This is a genomic window from Peribacillus sp. NPDC097197 (genome assembly GCF_050278025.1).
Classification (GTDB): Bacteria; Bacillota; Bacilli; order Bacillales; family DSM-1321; genus Peribacillus.
In genome coordinates, this window is the sequence record NZ_JBNNST010000007.1 from 74,600 (window position 1) to 90,995 (window position 16,396).

Genomic DNA, 16,396 nt, shown 5'->3' on the forward strand with positions numbered 1-16,396 from the left:
CATGAAGTATATTCGATTCAACGATTCAATTATTGATACGGCGCTTTTTTTGCAGCTTCAGGATTTATCGACGGTTTTATCCGGTATTCCTGAACTGGAATTTGAATACAACTATGGATCTTTCCTTGATTCTGTAAACAGTAAAGTCACGGCGAGTCATTTTTGGGAAAACGGCAACCGAGAGGTAAAGGCTGCAGGATTGAAGACGGATGTACTTCTCAGGACGATTGGGACCCTTCATCATTCGAGCGTGAAGGATTTACAGTCCTATCGGGAAGTCATCGAGGAAAGCGGGCTTCCAAAGTTTTCGGCAGAGCTGTTTACCTTATTCGAAGATGTACGACTTGAAGAATTGATCAAAAAAGAGCGCCCGGGAACAAAGAAGTGGTTTTCTATACGCGAGGCGTATCTTACGCAATACTTTGAAACGCAATCGGCTGCGAACGTAACGAGGAGCTTTGCACTTGATGAACTGTTCTGCCTGATTTATTTACTGCTTCATTCCGATCGTCCGGATCCGATTTTTCCACGAGCCAACGAACGCCAGGTGGAGGCATTGGAAAAAATCAAACCGTTGATTTATATGGTGTTTGAAGCAAGGAAAACGAGTGATATCACGAGGATATGCGAACAAATCGTCTTCCGTTTGAATGAAGAGTATCAAGATAGCATGAATGAGTATTTCATCTTCCCGGTCGCGAATGTGGAACAGTATACGGCCAACACGCTTTTCGATGAACTGACGCGAAACGATGAGCTGTCGAATGATGACACAGAAGATGTGGATGAAGAGGATAGCGAGTTCATCGATGAAAAGTTCTCGACATGGCACCGGGAGAATAAGAATGGCGAAAATCCTTCCACCTTCCTTCAGTTTGAACTGGAGCAGGGGACGAAAACCAGCATGCTAGGCGGCGGTGCACGGGAAGCGGAAGATGCTGACCAGGCGTTGGCCTCGATTCAAGGCTCTTCCGGTGAAAGTAAAGAAAAGGACTACAAGCAACAGGAGACACTCGAGAAAAAGCAAACGAAACCCGGGAAAAGCGGTGATTATCCTTTTGGCGAGGATAATAAAGATGCCGTCATGATAACCAAAGAGGCGAGGGCGTCAACAATCGATGAGGAAAAACGGTATCGAGAGTTCGTGGCCGACATCGAACCTTTCAAGCGGAAGCTTTCCAGCACCATCGAAAAGACGCTTGAAAATAAGAAGAATGCACCAAGAAGAGATTTGGCGTTCGGAAGGTTATCCAAGAAGTTGCTGCCACTCGTACTGGATGAAAACCCGAGGGTCTTTTATAAAAAGAACCAGGAGTCCAAGGAAATCGATGCCGTGTTCACACTTCTTGTCGATTGCTCGGCCTCGATGCACAATAAAATGGATGAAACGAAGCGTGGCATTGTCCTCTTTCATGAAGTGCTGAAGAAATTGAAAATCCCCCATTCAATCGTCGGATTTTGGGAAGACGCCAATGATGTGAAAGAAGGGTACCAACCGAACTATTTTCACGTGATTCACTCCCATTCCGATTCTCTTTACCAGAATGCCGGCGTGAAAATCATGCAGCTTGAACCTGAGGAAGATAATCGGGACGGTTACAGCATCCGCGTCGCCACTAAGGAATTGGAAAGAAGGCGGGAGAAGAATCGCTTTCTGCTCGTCTTCTCCGATGGCGAACCGGCTGCTGCACATTACGACCAGAATGGGATCGTCGATACGCATCTTGCCGTATCCGAAGCACGTAAAAAGGGAATCGATGTCATTGGCATGTTTCTAGCGGATGGAAGTATCGAGGAAAGCGAAGAACTGACGATGAAAAACATCTATGGCAAAGAAAGGCTGATGGTTCCCACTGTATCTGAATTGCCAGAGCACTTTACCCCGCTGTTGAAGAAACTGTTATTAAAGACCATTTGACGCCTGGAATTTTTGAGCACGCTTCTGTCTATTCATCATATTCTAGACTGTAACCTAGATGAGGAGTGACAGAGATGTACTACACAAGACAGAACTTTGGCGGATATGGAAACTTCGGGGGATTCCCGGGAGTTGGAGGATATGGTGTTCCAGGAGGGTTTGGTCAACCAGTTGGGTATCCGATGTTTGGTGGCATGGGTGGTCATCCGGGAATGGGCTTTCCAGGAGGATTTCCGATGCAACACGGTTATGGCGGACAGAATAGCTTTCCCATGCAGATGCCAGGTGGCATGGGCGGACATGGAGGAGCCTTCCATCCATACCCGATGCATGGCGGCATGGGCCAAGGCGGCGGATATCAGCAATAATGAAACAGGAAAAAGAGCTAGTGGAGGTCCTTGTATGACCTCTTCTAGCTCTTTTTTGGCTCTTTGATCAATGCTGTTTGTTCGGCAACCTTTTCTCTGGGTGTCCGTTCCCCTGACGGCGTTTATTATCCGCTTCTTTTTTTTGCTGTTCCTTGATCTTCTCAACAAATTCCTCAGAACGTTCCATGCATAAAACCTCCTCCGTTATATTCTTTTTTACTATAACCAGAACGACTATGATTCATGAGGAAATTGAGCCGGAATTTACCCTGTGTGGCGAGAACATCCATAACTTAACAAATTATCCTGTATCCTTTTCCGAACCTGGAGCGTCATTTATATAGAAGGGAAAGGGGATGAACATGAAAAAGAGAAATAGGACGCTCAGGGTCATACGGTCAATCCTATTATTTGTTGTGGCCATATCCTTGGCTTGGGTCGCTTTCCATACGGTCATGAAGGCCTATGAACAAAAGAAACACCCGGTATGGGGGCAAATGGTGGAAGTGGATGGAAAGGAGATGCATGTGTATACCAAAGGCGAGGGGGAGCATACGATTGTTCTATTAAGCGGTTTAGGAACGGCGGCGCCTGTCTTGGATTACGAACCATTGATTGACGAGATGGCAAAGGATAATAAAATCGTCGTAGTGGAGCCATTTGGCTATGGTTGGAGTGAGCTGACAGATAAGGAGAGGACCGTGGAAAATATCGTGGAGGAAATACGAACGGCCCTGAAAAAATCAAAGATAGAAGGTCCATACATATTGATGCCCCACTCCCTATCCGGAATCTATAGCATGTACTATGCCCATGAATATCCAAACGAGATCAAGGCCATTATCGGAGTGGATTTCACGTTACCGAAGGCATTGGAGTATTTTGAGGAGCCTGCTCCTAGCATGCCTGCCTATTTGAAGTATGTTGCACCCACTGGATTGGCACGAATAGCTTCTTACGTGAGCGCGGAAAATGTCCTGCCGATTGCGGATGAGGGTATATATTCAGAAGAAAATCTAGACATGACCAAAACGATTGCGGCTTGGAAAGTGTACAACCGAAATATTGTCGATGAAGCAAATGCGATAGAGGAGAATGTGAACAAGACGAAGGAGATGTCCTTCCCTTCAAACATGCCGCTCCTGATCTTTGCTGCCAAAAGAGATAAGGTAACAGAAGATGGTAAATCGAATGAAACGTTTTATCAAGAGCAATTGGGGGAGAACCCTTTAAATGAACTCGTGGTCTTAGAAGGCCATCATTATCTTCATTGGACGCGCTATAAGGAAATGGGTGAACATGTTCGTCATTTCACGGCACAATTAGAAGACCGGTAAAGGGGAGCTGTCGGTAAACACCTTGAAGGAACAGGGAGAAAAATTTATGAAAAAGCCACCTATTCTGTATAAGTGGCTTCCTGATCGTTATATGGTATAACACATTTATTACTCTAAACTCCACAATCCATACGGGTTGTAAAAAGGATGGTCTTCCTCGTACCTGAAGTCTTGACGGCTAGTCAATGTAAAGGTGGGGGCATCCGATTTTATCCGGAAATCCTGGCCATTTGTGAAGGTAGGTCTTTCCCCAAGGTTATAAAAGTTGAAGGTGCTCAGTAACGTCACCGCATCTTTTGGGCTCATCGTGTTGAGCGTGACGATATCGGGAAGGCCGAATGCCTTCATTCCGAACGAACCATAGTGGTCTTCCTCACCAATGATGGTGACAAAGTGGGCATATACCGGGATGACATCCGGGTTCTTCTGTAAAGTTTGCCAGGCTTCCTTCGTATGAGCCATGCCCGCCGTTTCGATTTTTACAGCCATGCCGCCAGCTTTAAGCAAGGCCGACCCAGCATCAATCAGGTTTATGACGGCCTCGAAGTCAGATACTTCGGCAATGATATAGACCGTGAAGGTATGCTGATCGATTTCGGTTAACAAACGTTCAGGAAACTCCCCTTTACTGGCATAAGAGAAAGCCTCTTTCAAATGTGGTTCATAATCATACACTTCAACATGAAACGATATGCCTTTTTCTTGGTTATGCAATACTTGTCCAGCCAACTGGTATCCATCGCTTTGCGTAGCCACCGCCTGAATCAATTCCGTGCGGTTCTTCCACACTCCAGGTATTCCGATAATAATTTCCGTCATGACGCACCTCGACTTTCTTTTTTTTACTATACTACGTCTTCTGCCGGTTTGTCTTATTGTATAATAGTGGAAAAGGGGCGATTCTTTTGAAAAATTACACCTCGATTTGTTTGCTCTTATTCAGTTCCTGCATTTTTTCGGGGTTAGCGTTAAGGAGTATCTCGGAATATTCCATGCTTATTGGCGTGAGTATAGGGATGGTCTTCCTGATTCTGGCCATGATTACTGTAGGGATAAGAAACAGAAGGCAGACCTGATACTTTTTCTAGTGGAAAATTCATAGTGTGTAGGACTTTTTCAAATTAATGCAATTGATGTATAATATAAGCGAGTGACGGTATGTGATATTTTTACTAGAATATAATTTGTAGATTTACTCGTGAATCTATGGAAAAATGGTAATGGAATTTACCATATCAATCGATTTTTGTTTATCCAAAGATGAAAGAGAGTGGAATATAATGGGTCGTAAGTGGAATAATATCAAGGAAAAAAAAGCGTCTAAAGATGCGAATACTAGCCGTATTTATGCAAAATTCGGACGTGAAATCTATGTGGTAGCCAAACAAGGTGAACCTGATCCGGAATCGAATCAGGCTTTACGTGTCGTATTGGAACGTGCGAAAACGTACAATGTACCAAGAGCGATCATTGACCGTGCAATCGAGAAGGCAAAAGGCGGTTCTGAAGAGAACTATGATGAACTTCGCTATGAAGGCTTCGGACCTAATGGATCCATGGTGATTGTGGACGCACTGACGAACAACGTTAACCGTACTGCTTCTGATGTACGTGCCGCTTTCGGTAAAAATGGAGGAAACATGGGGGTCAGCGGATCTGTTGCCTATATGTTCGATGCCACGGCCGTTTTCGGAATAGAAGGAAAGAATTCCGAAGAAGTACTAGAATTATTGATGGAAGCGGACGTTGATGTTCGTGATATCATCGATGAAGAAGATTCGGTTATCGTGTATGCGGAACCTGATCAATTCCATGCTGTACAACGAGCATTCAAAGATGTAGGCATCACGGAGTTCACGGTTGCGGAGCTTACCATGCTTGCACAAAATGACCTAACACTTCCTGCTGATGCACAAGAGCAATTCGAAAAAATGATTGATGCATTAGAGGACTTAGAAGACGTTCAACAAGTTTACCACAATGTGGATCTTGGTTGATCATATAGAAAAGCGGGCCTGTGAGATATAATCACAGGCCTTAAACTGTAGGCACACTCGATTAAAATCGAGTGTGCCTACAGTTTTTTTTGTTTCAAAATGGAAAGACACCTTTTTTTCCACCGGATAAAATTTGATAAGGGTGAAACCAAAGAAAGTACACAAAGTCCTGAGAGAAGTTATTATGTGAAAGATGAACGGACACACACAGATAGCCTATTCATTCTACACGGCTGCGACCGGAAGGATCTATACGGGGAATAACCGGCCTGATTTACCTACAAAGGAGATGAAAATTCGCTGAAATACGGAATTACATAAAAATTTCAATCAATTGATTAAGTGCCTTTTTAGTATAGGAAATAATTGGTAATAAGTTGTTTTAATATATTAGTGTTTTATGCCTCTATATTTGACAGGGGGGTATTATGTTATTTCACTAGTATTACTTTTTGGTATCGTACTTTCACCGATATCTATTAAAACAAAGAGCTCTGCATATGCTGATGAATTACCAACAGAAGTTGAAAAGGGAAAAATCCTATCAGTTTTAGAGATTATCCAAAATGGAATAGCAGAAGAGGATAATAAAATATTATTAGACTTAGATTATGCTAAAAGTAATGGATTATCTAGCACTTGATAATCTTAAACTAGCACTAGCAGATATTTCTGTTGAAGAGTTAAATGGGATTACAAATGAGTCAAAGTTTCTTGAAAAAGAAATTCTTAAACAAGATGATATAATACAAATTGAGGAACTTACAGCTGAGGCCAAGGGGCGCCATGCTGCTCCACCAACTGCTCTTGAAAAAACGCTTAAAGTGATTTTTGGAACAATTGTTGGTATGACAATAGCAACTACTATTGTTCAAGATATGTACAAGTTGGGTGCCAATAAAGCTTGCCATAAATGGGGAAACAATCGACCTAAGGTTAAAAGTGCCTGTAAAACTCTAGGATACTGGTAAAATGATCGAAACTAAGGGGTGAACTTTTATGTTTAACGTACCTGAATTTTCGAGGGTGAAAAAATTAAAATTAGCTACACATTCATTACTTATATGTGTTCTATTAAGTTTAATCAGTTTAATCATTAATGATGTATTTTCTCTGGTGGTACATGAAAGAATTAATGTAAACCTATTCTTTATCCCTATTATTATGGTTTTTTGGGTTTTAATCGCTATAAATAAACCTACTTATCAAAAGTAAAAAGAGAATCTAGCTTACCTAAACGGATACCTATAGATTGGACACTTAGAAAAGAGTGTTTCTTCTGTAGGTATTTTTTTAGAGAAGGCCAAGGTACGGGTTAAGGCAGCCTTAAAAAATATTAGAGACAGCAAAGGCGCCTATACTGTGAAAATCTATTCTTTCTCAAGCTGCTCAATTTTGGTTGTTGTAGAAAAATATCTATATCTATAGATCATTGTGGTCTTGGGATCGGCGTGTCCCAGGCTTTGTTGAATTCTACATAAAGCGGTTTCTGTTCGAGTATCGTATGAAGTACTTTCGGTTTAGCCCCTTTTTACAGTAAAGAGCCTGTTTGGATGACCAAACAGGCTCTTCGCATTTATTCTTTTACTTTGATTCCATATCGTTTACGGTCTTGCTTCACTTTTTCAAGTTCGGACACGGTAACGAGTTGGTAGCCTTGCTGGTCCAGCTGTTTGATGATTTCATCAGCCGCTTGGGCGCTAGTTTTGTAAATGTCATGCATAAGGATGATCTTCCCGTCTTCCGCTTTGTTCATGACTTTGCGGACCACTTTCTTCTTGTTCCGGAGCTTCCAGTCTTCCGGGTCTATTTCCCAGAGTGCGACATCCATATCGCCTATATGTTTGCGGACCTTGTCATTTATTGCACCATATGGCGGACGGATAAGGGATGGCTCGTAACCACTGGCTTTTAGGACGGCAAGTTGTGTTTTGTTAATTTGACTCTTGATCTGTTTCTTATTTAGGCGTGTCAGTTGCGGATGATCCCAGGAATGGTTCCCGATTTCATTTCCTTGTGCAATCATTTCTTGCAAGACCTCTGGATAGTGCTCGACACGGCTTCCTAATACGAAGAAGGTCGCATGTGCTTGATGTTTGTTCAAGGACTTCAGGATGGCCATGGTATTGTCAGGGTGAGGTCCGTCATCGAATGTGAGGGCGATCACCTTTTGTGAAGGATCAATCCAATCGTTCTTTGGAGGAAGCTTGGCGACAATATGCTTGGGCTGCCTTTCTTTCACGCGGTCTTGATTCATTTCCTTGTTTTGATATGTATCTAGCAAGCTATCTTTGAATAACTCTTTTTTGATAGCGATGGATTGTATGGTGGATGAATCTCCGTCTTTTTTCGGTTTCATATAGAAAACCAGCGTATTCTTCAATACGGAAAATGAATCGAAATTGTCCATTTTCGGATCTGTCATTTTCTTGATCATGTCTTCGGTAAGTGTTTTGTCTTTATTATCATGTAACTCTTCAAAGGCAATGTCGGATAAGACCGATAAATAATCAGTATCAGAATAAAAAATGTCATCTAAAGAGAGGATTTCTTGAGAGGGAATATCATATGTGAAAATGTTATATTCCGATTGTTTTTTACCTGCAATTTGTTGATATTTATCGAAGGAAATTGTGATGGTTTGTTTGCTGAAATGAAGGATTTCATACGTGATGTTCAACTCAGAGGAAGCTTCCCCATCGACAGCCTTCCATTTCTTTTGATACGCCTTTATTTCTTTATGAATATAGGATTCTAGCTGCTCATCGATTGACTCTTGATGGAATATCGGCCTGCTTACTGAAAATCCACCTTTTGTATAATCGTTAACATCCGTTTGAATATCCGCCTCTGGATAATTTTCATCTATGGAATAAGCGGAAACGGTATGCTTATTTTTCAACAGTTTAATAGCCAATCCGGACAAGCCCAAAACCACAGTTAGACATAAAAGAGAAATAAATACTTTTTTATAATTTGATTTGCTCATGATGCTTTCCCACCTCGTGATAATTCTACTATAATATAACTACAAAAGCCTTAAAAGTTTGTAAAATAATTCATTTTTTATAGGGTGAATTTTCCCTAGTGGTTTTTAACTAAGATATGACCTTCCTTGTGCCTATAGAAGTGGTATTTATTATCAAAAGTAATGGGACCGTTTCATGAAAAAAGCGGAGGTTGAAGTGTATCGTGGTGGAAGGAATGAACGTCCATGTTGACCTCTGTTTCTAAGCGGAAAAAGATTAGAGAGTTTTGGATTCATCGGCAGGAGAATGAAGCTTCATTTGATCGAGTTCAATCCTCAACTTCTCTGTTTCTATCAGATAGTTTTCGTGTTTGAGTTTTTCGAGTTCTATTTCGTCTTTAAGCATTTTATGCTTAATTTTCGCTTGTTCCTGAAAATGGTTTGTCACGATCGCGATAATAGGAATAGAGAATATCATGACAACGGTTATTGTGCCAACCATAATGTGCCCTCCCCTCAAGTGGAATTTTATGTCTTCTCTATATTATACAATTGTGGTTACATTTAGGAAGCGGTTTTGAAATAATTGGTTATTCCTTCGGAGGGAATAGGCGGAATGGCCAAGGGAAGGGAGCGGTTAAAATAAAAACTACGGAAATATCAGAGCGAAAATCAAAAGGTTTACTGGCCCTTGCCATCATACTGGAATCCATATTTTTCTTCGTTTTTTTCACCGGAGTTCTTTCTAACCTGCATGTCTATATAGGTGCTGCTACTGGCTTGGTGATTGGGTTTGTCAGTTTATTGATCAGCGCCTATTTACTAGCGAAAAAATCATATGGTGCCATCTCGCTATGCATCCTATTCTTTTCTGTATTGATCACTTTTTTCACGTTCGTTGCTTATTTTTTACCCGAAGCAGGCTATCCACCACCCATTCGTTTGTTCTTTTAATTTTATTGATTCTTTAGCGAGGTGATGACCGTGGAACTTTGGAAAAGTCTCCTTTTAAATGGTGCTGTTAAGCTATTTCAGAGGACAGAATTATTGGATGCATGTATTTCAGATATTTCTCGTGAAGGATTCGAAATCCATGTAATGGATTGTTCAAAGTGGGATTTGGAAAGTGGAAAGTTACCATAATGACTTGGCATCGATACTCCACTTTCCGGATTATTACGGAAAGAATTTGGATGCCTTTCATGACTGTTTATCAGATATGGCCCCAGAAGGAAGAGGGATGGTCTTGGTGTTTAAGAATTACGACTTATTCGCAAATAAGGAACCGGAAGTTGCTTATCGATTGTTGGATATCGTTCAAACAAACGCTTGGCGATTTTTACTGGAGGACATTAAATTACTAGCTTTTGTCCAATCGAATGACGCGACAATCAAATTCCCGCGTTTAGGCGGCATGCCTGCTGAATGGAATAATGAAGAATGGCTGAATGTAAATAGAGGCTAGTATTTTGGAGAAGGTTGCTGCGGCAGCCTTTTTTATTTGGCCCCAGCACGTCAGTAAACTAAAGAAACGTTCAATGTCCTCATAAATGAAAAGATGATAAATGGTATGATTAAGAAATCATACATAAATAGGAGGAATTAATTCCTTGAAAGTAGTAAAAATCATCTTAGCAGCCATGGTTATTAGTCTAGCCACTTATAGTCTAAAAACTGAAACCGAGTTAATGCCATATTATATGTTTTTCTTAGGGGCGCTTATATTGGTGACAGGGATAGCCGAACTTCAAAAAGACAAAAAAGGCTTTAAGGGACACCTGAGCATCGGGATTGCTTTCTTTGTTTTCTTGGTTTCCATCCAGAGTTTTTTCATGGGCTAACAGGTAGGCAGCCTATTTTGAAAGAACAATAAATGATAGAAGGGCATGTTTTGATCGGTTTCAAAACATGCTTTTTCTATTGATTTGAATCAGAGGGGGAGACGATGGTCAGTTTGAAATGATCTTCACGTACATTCCTTTTTTGGCTTTCCGTTTAGCGCTTTCGTTCATCGTTTTAATAGTTTCTGATAAGGTAGAAGCAGATTCCATATAGTTCATCCGTTATTAACACCTGGGGAACGCCTCACTTATCATGTCATGTCCATCCTGTTCACTTCATCCGTCAAACCCATCTTCAGCATTTCGGTTTTCACACATTCTTTCAATTCATCGTCTTCTTGTATGAGGTAGAAGTATTGCAAGTTTCGGATGGTTGCTAATTTGGTTGCCTCATCACTTCTATCAAAAAATTCCCCCAAATCTTTTAGATTGATCGTTGAATCTCTGTTCATGGAAAATGTCTCCTGATTAGGACGGTCATCGCTTACAACCCCTAATGTATCAAAAGTAGGGAGGGAGGCCACTTTTTTTCTTTGCTCACGTACAGTGACTTCGACATATTCGTATAAATCATCAAGGGGTTTACGGTTGAGTTCTTGTTGGATCCTGTTGCAGACGTAGGCACTTTGCGCTGAAAACTCCGGATCCGCGGTTGCTTCTTTAGTGACCCAATCCGAAAATTCCTGATATTCTTCTTTTTTTGAATAACCTAATAGGTTTTCGATCACCGAGGCATCATTCAAGGTCAGAATTACATCTATGAATTCTGCAAGATTTCTAGCAATGATTTTTACGTGATTTCCGAAATTCATGGGGCTCACACAAACGATGAAGGCCTCGTCTAATTGTTGCACCCTGCCAAAATCGGTGAGGAACCCATAGTGAATCCCATCAGCCCCAATGCTTGCAAATGGGATGACATCATAGGGCGTGACATCGTAGGAATAATCATCATCTTGTAAGAATAGGGATAACTGATCGAATAAGCTGTGTCCCTCCTTTTGTAAATCTTGATCTAATTTAGTCAATGCCTGAAGAGCAGCGGGGAATTCTTTGTATTTTCCTAGAACATTCACGTTCAAAGCCTCCTATAAAAGAAATAGTGTTTCCTACTATATTCACTATCCTTCGTCATCAAGCCTGCTTTTACAGAGGAAAAATTATTAATGATTGGAAGGCATGCCAAACGGGAAGGCTCCTCAAAGAGTCCTCCCCGTTTAAAATGTTTCACAAATGATCGAACCCGTCCTGGATATGTCGTAATCACCCAATGCGTTGATTTCGGACTGAAAGGGTTTCGATGTTAATATCTCCTTAACCATCGTTAGAAGCTGGTCATTTTTCGGAGTCTTTAGAATGACCAAATCGTACCGTTCGGTTATTAATGGAACGAAGTCCACCCCGACGATTTTGGCCGCCTTTTCGATACCAATCCCAACATCCGCCATCCCTGCCGAGACAGTCGAGGCCACACTCAGATGATTGGTTTCTTCGTGTTCATAGCCCTTAAGGCTTTGAGCGGATATCTGATGGAGTCTAAGCTGCTCATCAAGCAGGATACGGGCGCCGGACCCTCTTTCACGATTGATGATCGTCAAGTCCTGATTCAAGTCAGACCATGTGTGGAGATGGAGCGGGTTGCCCTTTTGGACGTAAAAACCTGCTTTCCTTGAAACAAGGTTGATTAACATATAGGGATATCCAACCAAAATTTTCTTTATGTAAGGAAGGTTATATTCTCCTGTATCTCCGTCAAACATATGCATGCTGGCAATATCCGCTTCCCCGTTGTACATCGAGATCAGTCCGTTCAAACTGCCGGTGTAGGACCGTAACGTTTTATAAGGTGAATCCTTTTCGATATATTGACCAAGAATATCTAGGACCATATCTTGTCCGCTTATGACAAGGTTATGCGATTCCTTCGATTGCGCTTTTTGATTTTCGGTAACCGGAGCTGTGGTGGATGGGGACTTATGACCTTGAATGTAGTCGTCCAAGTCTTTTGCATCCATTCTCATCTGCCTGCCGACCCGGAAGATGGGTAGCTCGCCTTTTTTAACCAAATCATAGATCGTTAGTTTGGATACCTTTAATAATTGTGATACTTCTTCGATCGTATAGGATAGCTCTTTCGACATGATGTGCATCCCTCCAACTTTATTGTATCCTAGTGGCTTACATAAATAAATTACAAGAGGGAAAAATTAAGTATTACATTTCATCCTTTTTATTATTATAATTAGTTATAACTAGTTATAACTAATTATAACTAGAAAGAAAGGAAGATCGATTTTGAAGAAATTATATCTTATTATCTCGATTATGTTTGTCATGATAATCGGAGCTGGATGTTCATCGGATGAAAACACAGAAACGAAAAAACAGGAAGCAACGAAGCAAGTCGATTTGACCATTTCGGCAGCTGCAAGTTTGCAGGATGCCTTGAACGACATTAAAGCAAGTTTTGAAAAAGAAACGCCAAATGTGAATGTGAACTTTAATTTTGGAGCGTCAGGAGCACTACAACAACAAATTTCCAAAGGAGCACCTGTCGACCTATTTTTCTCAGCGGCAGAAGATAAATTCGATACGTTAGTCGATGAGGGGCTTATCGATGAAAAACAAGGCACCGACCTAGTCGGCAATGAGCTTGTGTTGGTGGTTTCAAAGGAATCGGATAAAGAGATCAAGACGTTGGAAGATGTTACGAAAGCTACGAAACTATCAATTGGCACTCCTGAATCCGTTCCCGCAGGTCAGTATGCGTTGCAAACGCTGAAAAACAGCGGTCTTTGGGAAGAGGTTGAAGAGAATGTGATCTATGCCAAAGATGTTCGCCAAGTGCTTACATATGTGGAAACGGAGAATGTCGATGCAGGCATGGTGTATAAAACGGATGCGCTGACTTCATCGAAAGTGGATATCGTCGCAACGGCTGGGGAAGATTTACATGACCCGATCATCTATCCAGCAGGTGTGATCAAGGATAGCTCACATCCAAAAGAAGCCCAGTTATTCTATGGCTACCTCCAAACGGAAGAGGCCATGAAGATTTTTGAAGAATACGGATTTACGGATGTAAAATGATGAAGGGACCGCCGGTTAGGCGGTCTTTTTTTGTGTTATCATCCAATTTTAATCCTTATTTAGAAACTTTTTCATGTTCGAATCGTATATAATGGGGTCACAGATTGTGATGGATAGGAGAATTGGATGGCTTATATAAGAAAACATGCTTACTTGAAATTCACCCTGTTCTTTATTGGCATTTTTGCTATGAAGGTATATTGGGATTTTAAAGAGGAGCATGAATTCCATTGGATGGAAAACTTATTTGATTCATTGTTTTACGTTACATTTTATACCTTTATGATGTGGCTATGGGCAGATAATAGTGATAAGAAAGGGACCAAAGAAGACGAAGTAGGGGGAGGTACAAATGAGTGAGGGGATGGATTATCTTATCACCGGGATTTTGGTCATCGCATTCACATGCGGATTTGCCATGCAGCTTCAACAGTTATTACTGCTTAGAAAAAATAACGAAACGATACAAAAAAGGGTGTTATATGGATCCTATTTGCGTTGCATCGCTTACGCCGGGTTTTTATCGACCTATATCTTGAATATCCTGATAGGTGCACAGCTTGTCCCGAATGCGTTTTTTACAGAAAATAACACGAGTTTGGGGTGTATACTTTTTCTTCTGGTTTTAGTGTTTGCTACTTTGGTAGTGGGTCCTAATAAACCAAAGCGTTTAAAGAAGGAGAAATTATGAAAAGGAAAAGAAAAATCATTATTGTACTGACCCTGCTTGTAGCCATTGTCATTATGATATCGGTGACTCCTCCGCTAGCAAAAAAGGTGAAGAGCAGTCCCATGCATGTTTTGTATACATATAACGTCACGAAATCCTTTTCGGAACATACGGATAAGACGGTTGAAGTGGCATCCGTGCCGTCAGGAGAAGTGAAGAAGAAAATGAATGGGGTGTATCATACGGATGTAAAGATTGAGGGAGCACCTCTAGATATTGAAAGTGTTGTGGCCGAAAGCTTAAATGAGCCGAGGGAGTACGGAGGGGAAAGTACACTGATTGGTCCAGATAAAGGATTTAAGGTGCGTAAATTTTATCGGACGAAGAATTACGATAAAGGAGAATACACTGTGACACGGACCAATAGAATCACGGGCAAGGAGAAGGAGTACACAGGAATTTATTATGAACCGAGTATTCAGGATCCCGTTATTAATTGGTCACGTGATTATAAGTGACGATCATTTGTCAATAAGAGAAGGCCGGACGATTCCTTTTTAGAGGAATCGTTTATTTAAGCTTCTGTTAAAGATTTGCATGAAGGTGGCTACTGACGCGGAAACTTACCTAGTGTGAGCCCGAATTGACTCCCATTAATCAATTCGGGCTTTTTAAAATATGTAAAATTTCACCTTGAATAAAGGTCATTGATGAATTCAGTGTCTTTATTGTTAAAGAATTCGTCTATTTCTTCTGCAGATGGCTTTCGTTGAACCGCAAAAGGGATTTGCTTCTTTTGAATCATTTCATCTATCTTCTTGATCGTAGGAAGATTTCCTTCCAAAATGCCTTCCCACATATCGATTTTCTTCCCATCTTTAAAGTGAATGATGTACCTACCATTAAAATGACGTTTGTGGGGAATCTTCGTGGTGGTGGTAATGGAATAGTCGATGGCAACGCCTTGTACATCTTTTTCCCAGGAATACTCGGTTTCTTTCAAACTCCAGAACGATGAAAACTGAATCTTTTCGTCACTTACTACGAGGGCATGTGTCACGCCTAAATAAAGAAAGGGCAAAGAAAGAAGGAGGGGCAATCCTGCTAATGTCATCATAAATTGAGCGCCCTTTTTGAATGACTGAAAGGATTTTTCATGGATCCCTTGTTTCATCGTAAAATAGATTCCCCACGTGGTGAGGCCATATACGACTGCACATATGAAATATACCCAATAGGAACTAGCGGGCGTTCCGTAAAACAGGACATCTCCCGTATCATGTATCTGCCTGTTGATCCAATAGAAAAGAAAGAACCACAGTGAAGAAAATAGGATGAACAGTAAGGAAAAGCGCCACCACACTACTTTCACGGATGTATTTTTTGCCACAATGACTCCCCCAGTCGATCGATTATGATTACTAAACTATATCACAAAAATGGTAAAAAGAACCATATCAGTTTGTGTGTATGATCAAGAAGTGGGGAGGATGGCACTTGGTTAATTCCTTATATTGGATAATAGAAAGGGTTTTTATCGATCGGTCAAGAATATATAACATAAGAGTATAGTGCTAGTGTGAATGAATGAAGCGGAGCGAAAGAGGTGAGTGCGGTAAGAAAACGTTTAAGAGAAATCGTGTAAGAAGAAGGTGGTTCGTATGAGGAAAGTGGAGGTTGTCTCTCATCAGGAGAAGTGGCCGCACATGTTTCAGGATGAATGCGAAAAGTTACTAAAGATCTTTGTGAACGATATTTTGAACATCCATCATATTGGGAGTACAGCCATCCCTACAATTCATGCCAAACCGGTCATCGATATGGTGGTTGAAGTGAAGTGGTTGAATCGAGTGGATGAGTATAATGCGGATATGGATAGGATCGGGTATGAAGCCATGGGTGAGTATGGAATCGCCCATCGACGTTTTTTCGTGAAAGGTGGGGACAAGAGGACTCATCATGTTCATGTCTTTCAACGGGGCAATGAAGAAATTACCCGTCACGTACGATTCAGGGATTATATGATTGCCCATCCAGAAGAAGCGCATAAGTACAGCCAACTCAAGAAAAGGTTAGCGAAGGTGTTCCCGAATGAGATGGCTGAATACATAGAAGGAAAGAACAAGTATATACAAGAGATCGATAAGCGGGCAAAAAAGTGGGCCAATCCGCCTGATTGACATATCTACTTAAATAGATATAATGAA

The 16,396-nt window shown here is 41.2% G+C and carries 21 protein-coding genes; 14 read left to right on the plus strand and 7 right to left on the minus strand.

Going from position 1 to position 16,396, the window contains the following annotated elements:
- The first annotated feature begins 1 nt into the window (after position 1).
- Both ACQKL6_RS11155 and ACQKL6_RS11160 read left to right on the plus strand, forming a co-directional pair.
- Positions 2 to 1,918 carry a vWA domain-containing protein gene (locus tag ACQKL6_RS11155; RefSeq protein WP_427651087.1) on the plus strand — a complete coding sequence of 639 codons (1,917 nt, stop codon included), beginning with the start codon at positions 2 to 4 and terminating at the stop codon, positions 1,916 to 1,918.
- Between the two features lie 74 nt (positions 1,919 to 1,992).
- Positions 1,993 to 2,286 carry a spore coat protein gene (locus ACQKL6_RS11160; RefSeq protein WP_427651088.1) on the plus strand — a complete coding sequence of 98 codons (294 nt, stop codon included), beginning with the start codon at positions 1,993 to 1,995 and terminating at the stop codon, positions 2,284 to 2,286.
- 67 nt (positions 2,287 to 2,353) lie between these two features.
- On the opposite strand, the gene ACQKL6_RS11165 is transcribed toward ACQKL6_RS11160, so the two are convergent.
- Positions 2,354 to 2,473 (minus strand): DUF4023 domain-containing protein, encoded by a 120-nt coding sequence (locus tag ACQKL6_RS11165; protein ID WP_402875037.1) that lies wholly within the window; start codon positions 2,471 to 2,473, stop codon positions 2,354 to 2,356.
- Positions 2,474 to 2,648: 175 nt separating this feature from the next.
- On the opposite strand from ACQKL6_RS11165, the gene ACQKL6_RS11170 reads away from it, so the two are divergent.
- A complete protein-coding gene (locus ACQKL6_RS11170) occupies positions 2,649 to 3,623 on the plus strand; it encodes an alpha/beta fold hydrolase (protein ID WP_427651089.1) in 975 nt (324 codons plus the stop codon).
- Between the two features lie 108 nt (positions 3,624 to 3,731).
- Here the strand turns inward: ACQKL6_RS11170 and ACQKL6_RS11175 are convergent, their stop codons facing one another.
- Positions 3,732 to 4,442, minus strand: a complete 711-nt coding sequence (locus ACQKL6_RS11175; protein WP_427651090.1) for a DUF4261 domain-containing protein — start codon at positions 4,440 to 4,442, stop codon at positions 3,732 to 3,734.
- Positions 4,443 to 4,903: 461 nt separating this feature from the next.
- Here ACQKL6_RS11175 and ACQKL6_RS11180 point away from each other — a divergent pair, with 461 nt between their 5' ends.
- The 3 genes from ACQKL6_RS11180 (at position 4,904) to ACQKL6_RS11190 (ending at position 6,591) form a co-directional block, all read left to right on the plus strand.
- The gene (locus tag ACQKL6_RS11180; RefSeq protein ID WP_427651159.1) at positions 4,904 to 5,620 is read left to right on the plus strand and encodes a YebC/PmpR family DNA-binding transcriptional regulator; all 717 of its coding nucleotides are present in this window, start codon (positions 4,904 to 4,906) and stop codon (positions 5,618 to 5,620) included.
- A gap of 400 nt (positions 5,621 to 6,020) precedes the next feature.
- Positions 6,021 to 6,263: a hypothetical protein gene (locus ACQKL6_RS11185; protein ID WP_427651091.1), complete on the plus strand. Its 243-nt coding sequence runs from the start codon at positions 6,021 to 6,023 to the stop codon at positions 6,261 to 6,263.
- On the plus strand, positions 6,232 to 6,591 hold the full coding sequence (locus ACQKL6_RS11190) for a hypothetical protein (RefSeq protein ID WP_427651092.1): 360 nt from the start codon (positions 6,232 to 6,234) through the stop codon (positions 6,589 to 6,591). Before ACQKL6_RS11185 ends, ACQKL6_RS11190 begins: the two co-directional genes overlap by 32 nt.
- A 605-nt stretch (positions 6,592 to 7,196) precedes the next feature.
- Here the strand turns inward: ACQKL6_RS11190 and ACQKL6_RS11195 are convergent.
- Together ACQKL6_RS11195 and ACQKL6_RS11200 are read right to left on the minus strand one after the other, a co-directional pair.
- Positions 7,197 to 8,609: a polysaccharide deacetylase family protein gene (locus ACQKL6_RS11195; protein WP_427651093.1), complete on the minus strand. Its 1,413-nt coding sequence runs from the start codon at positions 8,607 to 8,609 to the stop codon at positions 7,197 to 7,199.
- 256 nt (positions 8,610 to 8,865) lie between these two features.
- A complete protein-coding gene (locus ACQKL6_RS11200; RefSeq protein WP_402875029.1) occupies positions 8,866 to 9,090 on the minus strand; it encodes a hypothetical protein in 225 nt (74 codons plus the stop codon).
- 50 nt (positions 9,091 to 9,140) lie between these two features.
- Between ACQKL6_RS11200 and ACQKL6_RS11205 the strand changes: the two genes are divergently transcribed.
- From ACQKL6_RS11205 to ACQKL6_RS11215, 3 genes are all read left to right on the plus strand, one after another.
- Positions 9,141 to 9,542 carry a hypothetical protein gene (locus tag ACQKL6_RS11205; RefSeq protein WP_427651094.1) on the plus strand — a complete coding sequence of 134 codons (402 nt, stop codon included), beginning with the start codon at positions 9,141 to 9,143 and terminating at the stop codon, positions 9,540 to 9,542.
- Between the two features lie 172 nt (positions 9,543 to 9,714).
- Complete coding sequence (locus ACQKL6_RS11210) at positions 9,715 to 10,053, plus strand: barstar family protein (RefSeq protein WP_427651095.1); 339 nt, start codon at positions 9,715 to 9,717, stop codon at positions 10,051 to 10,053.
- A gap of 145 nt (positions 10,054 to 10,198) precedes the next feature.
- Positions 10,199 to 10,429, plus strand: a complete 231-nt coding sequence (locus ACQKL6_RS11215) for a DUF3953 domain-containing protein (protein ID WP_402875021.1) — start codon at positions 10,199 to 10,201, stop codon at positions 10,427 to 10,429.
- Between the two features lie 251 nt (positions 10,430 to 10,680).
- On the opposite strand, the gene ACQKL6_RS11220 is transcribed toward ACQKL6_RS11215, so the two are convergent.
- A complete protein-coding gene (locus ACQKL6_RS11220; RefSeq protein ID WP_427651096.1) occupies positions 10,681 to 11,505 on the minus strand; it encodes a hypothetical protein in 825 nt (274 codons plus the stop codon).
- A 141-nt stretch (positions 11,506 to 11,646) separates the two neighbouring features.
- Complete coding sequence (locus ACQKL6_RS11225; protein WP_427651097.1) at positions 11,647 to 12,570, minus strand: substrate-binding domain-containing protein; 924 nt, start codon at positions 12,568 to 12,570, stop codon at positions 11,647 to 11,649.
- A 154-nt stretch (positions 12,571 to 12,724) separates the two neighbouring features.
- On the opposite strand from ACQKL6_RS11225, the gene modA reads away from it, so the two are divergent.
- The 4 genes from modA to ACQKL6_RS11245 all read left to right on the plus strand — a co-directional run bounded on the left by modA (position 12,725) and on the right by ACQKL6_RS11245 (position 14,707).
- Positions 12,725 to 13,519, plus strand: a complete 795-nt coding sequence (modA, locus tag ACQKL6_RS11230; protein WP_403080361.1) for a molybdate ABC transporter substrate-binding protein — start codon at positions 12,725 to 12,727, stop codon at positions 13,517 to 13,519.
- A 126-nt stretch (positions 13,520 to 13,645) separates the two neighbouring features.
- Positions 13,646 to 13,879: a hypothetical protein gene (locus tag ACQKL6_RS11235; RefSeq protein WP_402875010.1), complete on the plus strand. Its 234-nt coding sequence runs from the start codon at positions 13,646 to 13,648 to the stop codon at positions 13,877 to 13,879.
- The gene (locus ACQKL6_RS11240) at positions 13,872 to 14,210 is read left to right on the plus strand and encodes a hypothetical protein (RefSeq protein ID WP_402875008.1); all 339 of its coding nucleotides are present in this window, start codon (positions 13,872 to 13,874) and stop codon (positions 14,208 to 14,210) included. The genes ACQKL6_RS11235 and ACQKL6_RS11240 overlap by 8 nt, the downstream gene beginning before the upstream one ends.
- Positions 14,207 to 14,707 (plus strand): hypothetical protein, encoded by a 501-nt coding sequence (locus tag ACQKL6_RS11245; RefSeq protein WP_402875005.1) that lies wholly within the window; start codon positions 14,207 to 14,209, stop codon positions 14,705 to 14,707. The genes ACQKL6_RS11240 and ACQKL6_RS11245 overlap by 4 nt, the downstream gene beginning before the upstream one ends.
- A gap of 170 nt (positions 14,708 to 14,877) precedes the next feature.
- Here ACQKL6_RS11245 and ACQKL6_RS11250 read toward each other — a convergent pair whose 3' ends face one another.
- A complete protein-coding gene (locus ACQKL6_RS11250) occupies positions 14,878 to 15,579 on the minus strand; it encodes a hypothetical protein (protein ID WP_427651098.1) in 702 nt (233 codons plus the stop codon).
- Positions 15,580 to 15,850: 271 nt separating this feature from the next.
- Here ACQKL6_RS11250 and ACQKL6_RS11255 point away from each other — a divergent pair, with 271 nt between their 5' ends.
- The gene (locus ACQKL6_RS11255) at positions 15,851 to 16,369 is read left to right on the plus strand and encodes a GrpB family protein (RefSeq protein ID WP_402987240.1); all 519 of its coding nucleotides are present in this window, start codon (positions 15,851 to 15,853) and stop codon (positions 16,367 to 16,369) included.
- The last annotated feature ends 27 nt before the right edge of the window (positions 16,370 to 16,396 follow it).

What these genes read in the sequence shown, in the direction of transcription:
- ACQKL6_RS11225 (WP_427651097.1), bottom strand. Translation starts at nt 12,570, where the DNA reads ATGTCGAAAGAGCTATCCTATACGATCGAAGAAGTATCACAATTATTA.
- ACQKL6_RS11245 (WP_402875005.1), top strand. Translation starts at nt 14,207, where the DNA reads ATGAAAAGGAAAAGAAAAATCATTATTGTACTGACCCTGCTTGTAGCC.
- ACQKL6_RS11255 (WP_402987240.1), top strand. Translation starts at nt 15,851, where the DNA reads ATGAGGAAAGTGGAGGTTGTCTCTCATCAGGAGAAGTGGCCGCACATG.
- ACQKL6_RS11195 (WP_427651093.1), bottom strand. Translation starts at nt 8,609, where the DNA reads ATGAGCAAATCAAATTATAAAAAAGTATTTATTTCTCTTTTATGTCTA.
- ACQKL6_RS11180 (WP_427651159.1), top strand. Translation starts at nt 4,904, where the DNA reads ATGGGTCGTAAGTGGAATAATATCAAGGAAAAAAAAGCGTCTAAAGAT.
- ACQKL6_RS11240 (WP_402875008.1), top strand. Translation starts at nt 13,872, where the DNA reads ATGAGTGAGGGGATGGATTATCTTATCACCGGGATTTTGGTCATCGCA.
- ACQKL6_RS11235 (WP_402875010.1), top strand. Translation starts at nt 13,646, where the DNA reads ATGGCTTATATAAGAAAACATGCTTACTTGAAATTCACCCTGTTCTTT.
- ACQKL6_RS11200 (WP_402875029.1), bottom strand. Translation starts at nt 9,090, where the DNA reads ATGGTTGGCACAATAACCGTTGTCATGATATTCTCTATTCCTATTATC.
- ACQKL6_RS11170 (WP_427651089.1), top strand. Translation starts at nt 2,649, where the DNA reads ATGAAAAAGAGAAATAGGACGCTCAGGGTCATACGGTCAATCCTATTA.
- ACQKL6_RS11175 (WP_427651090.1), bottom strand. Translation starts at nt 4,442, where the DNA reads ATGACGGAAATTATTATCGGAATACCTGGAGTGTGGAAGAACCGCACG.
- ACQKL6_RS11185 (WP_427651091.1), top strand. Translation starts at nt 6,021, where the DNA reads ATGCCTCTATATTTGACAGGGGGGTATTATGTTATTTCACTAGTATTA.
- ACQKL6_RS11190 (WP_427651092.1), top strand. Translation starts at nt 6,232, where the DNA reads ATGCTAAAAGTAATGGATTATCTAGCACTTGATAATCTTAAACTAGCA.
- ACQKL6_RS11155 (WP_427651087.1), top strand. Translation starts at nt 2, where the DNA reads ATGAAGTATATTCGATTCAACGATTCAATTATTGATACGGCGCTTTTT.
- ACQKL6_RS11160 (WP_427651088.1), top strand. Translation starts at nt 1,993, where the DNA reads ATGTACTACACAAGACAGAACTTTGGCGGATATGGAAACTTCGGGGGA.
- ACQKL6_RS11165 (WP_402875037.1), bottom strand. Translation starts at nt 2,473, where the DNA reads ATGGAACGTTCTGAGGAATTTGTTGAGAAGATCAAGGAACAGCAAAAA.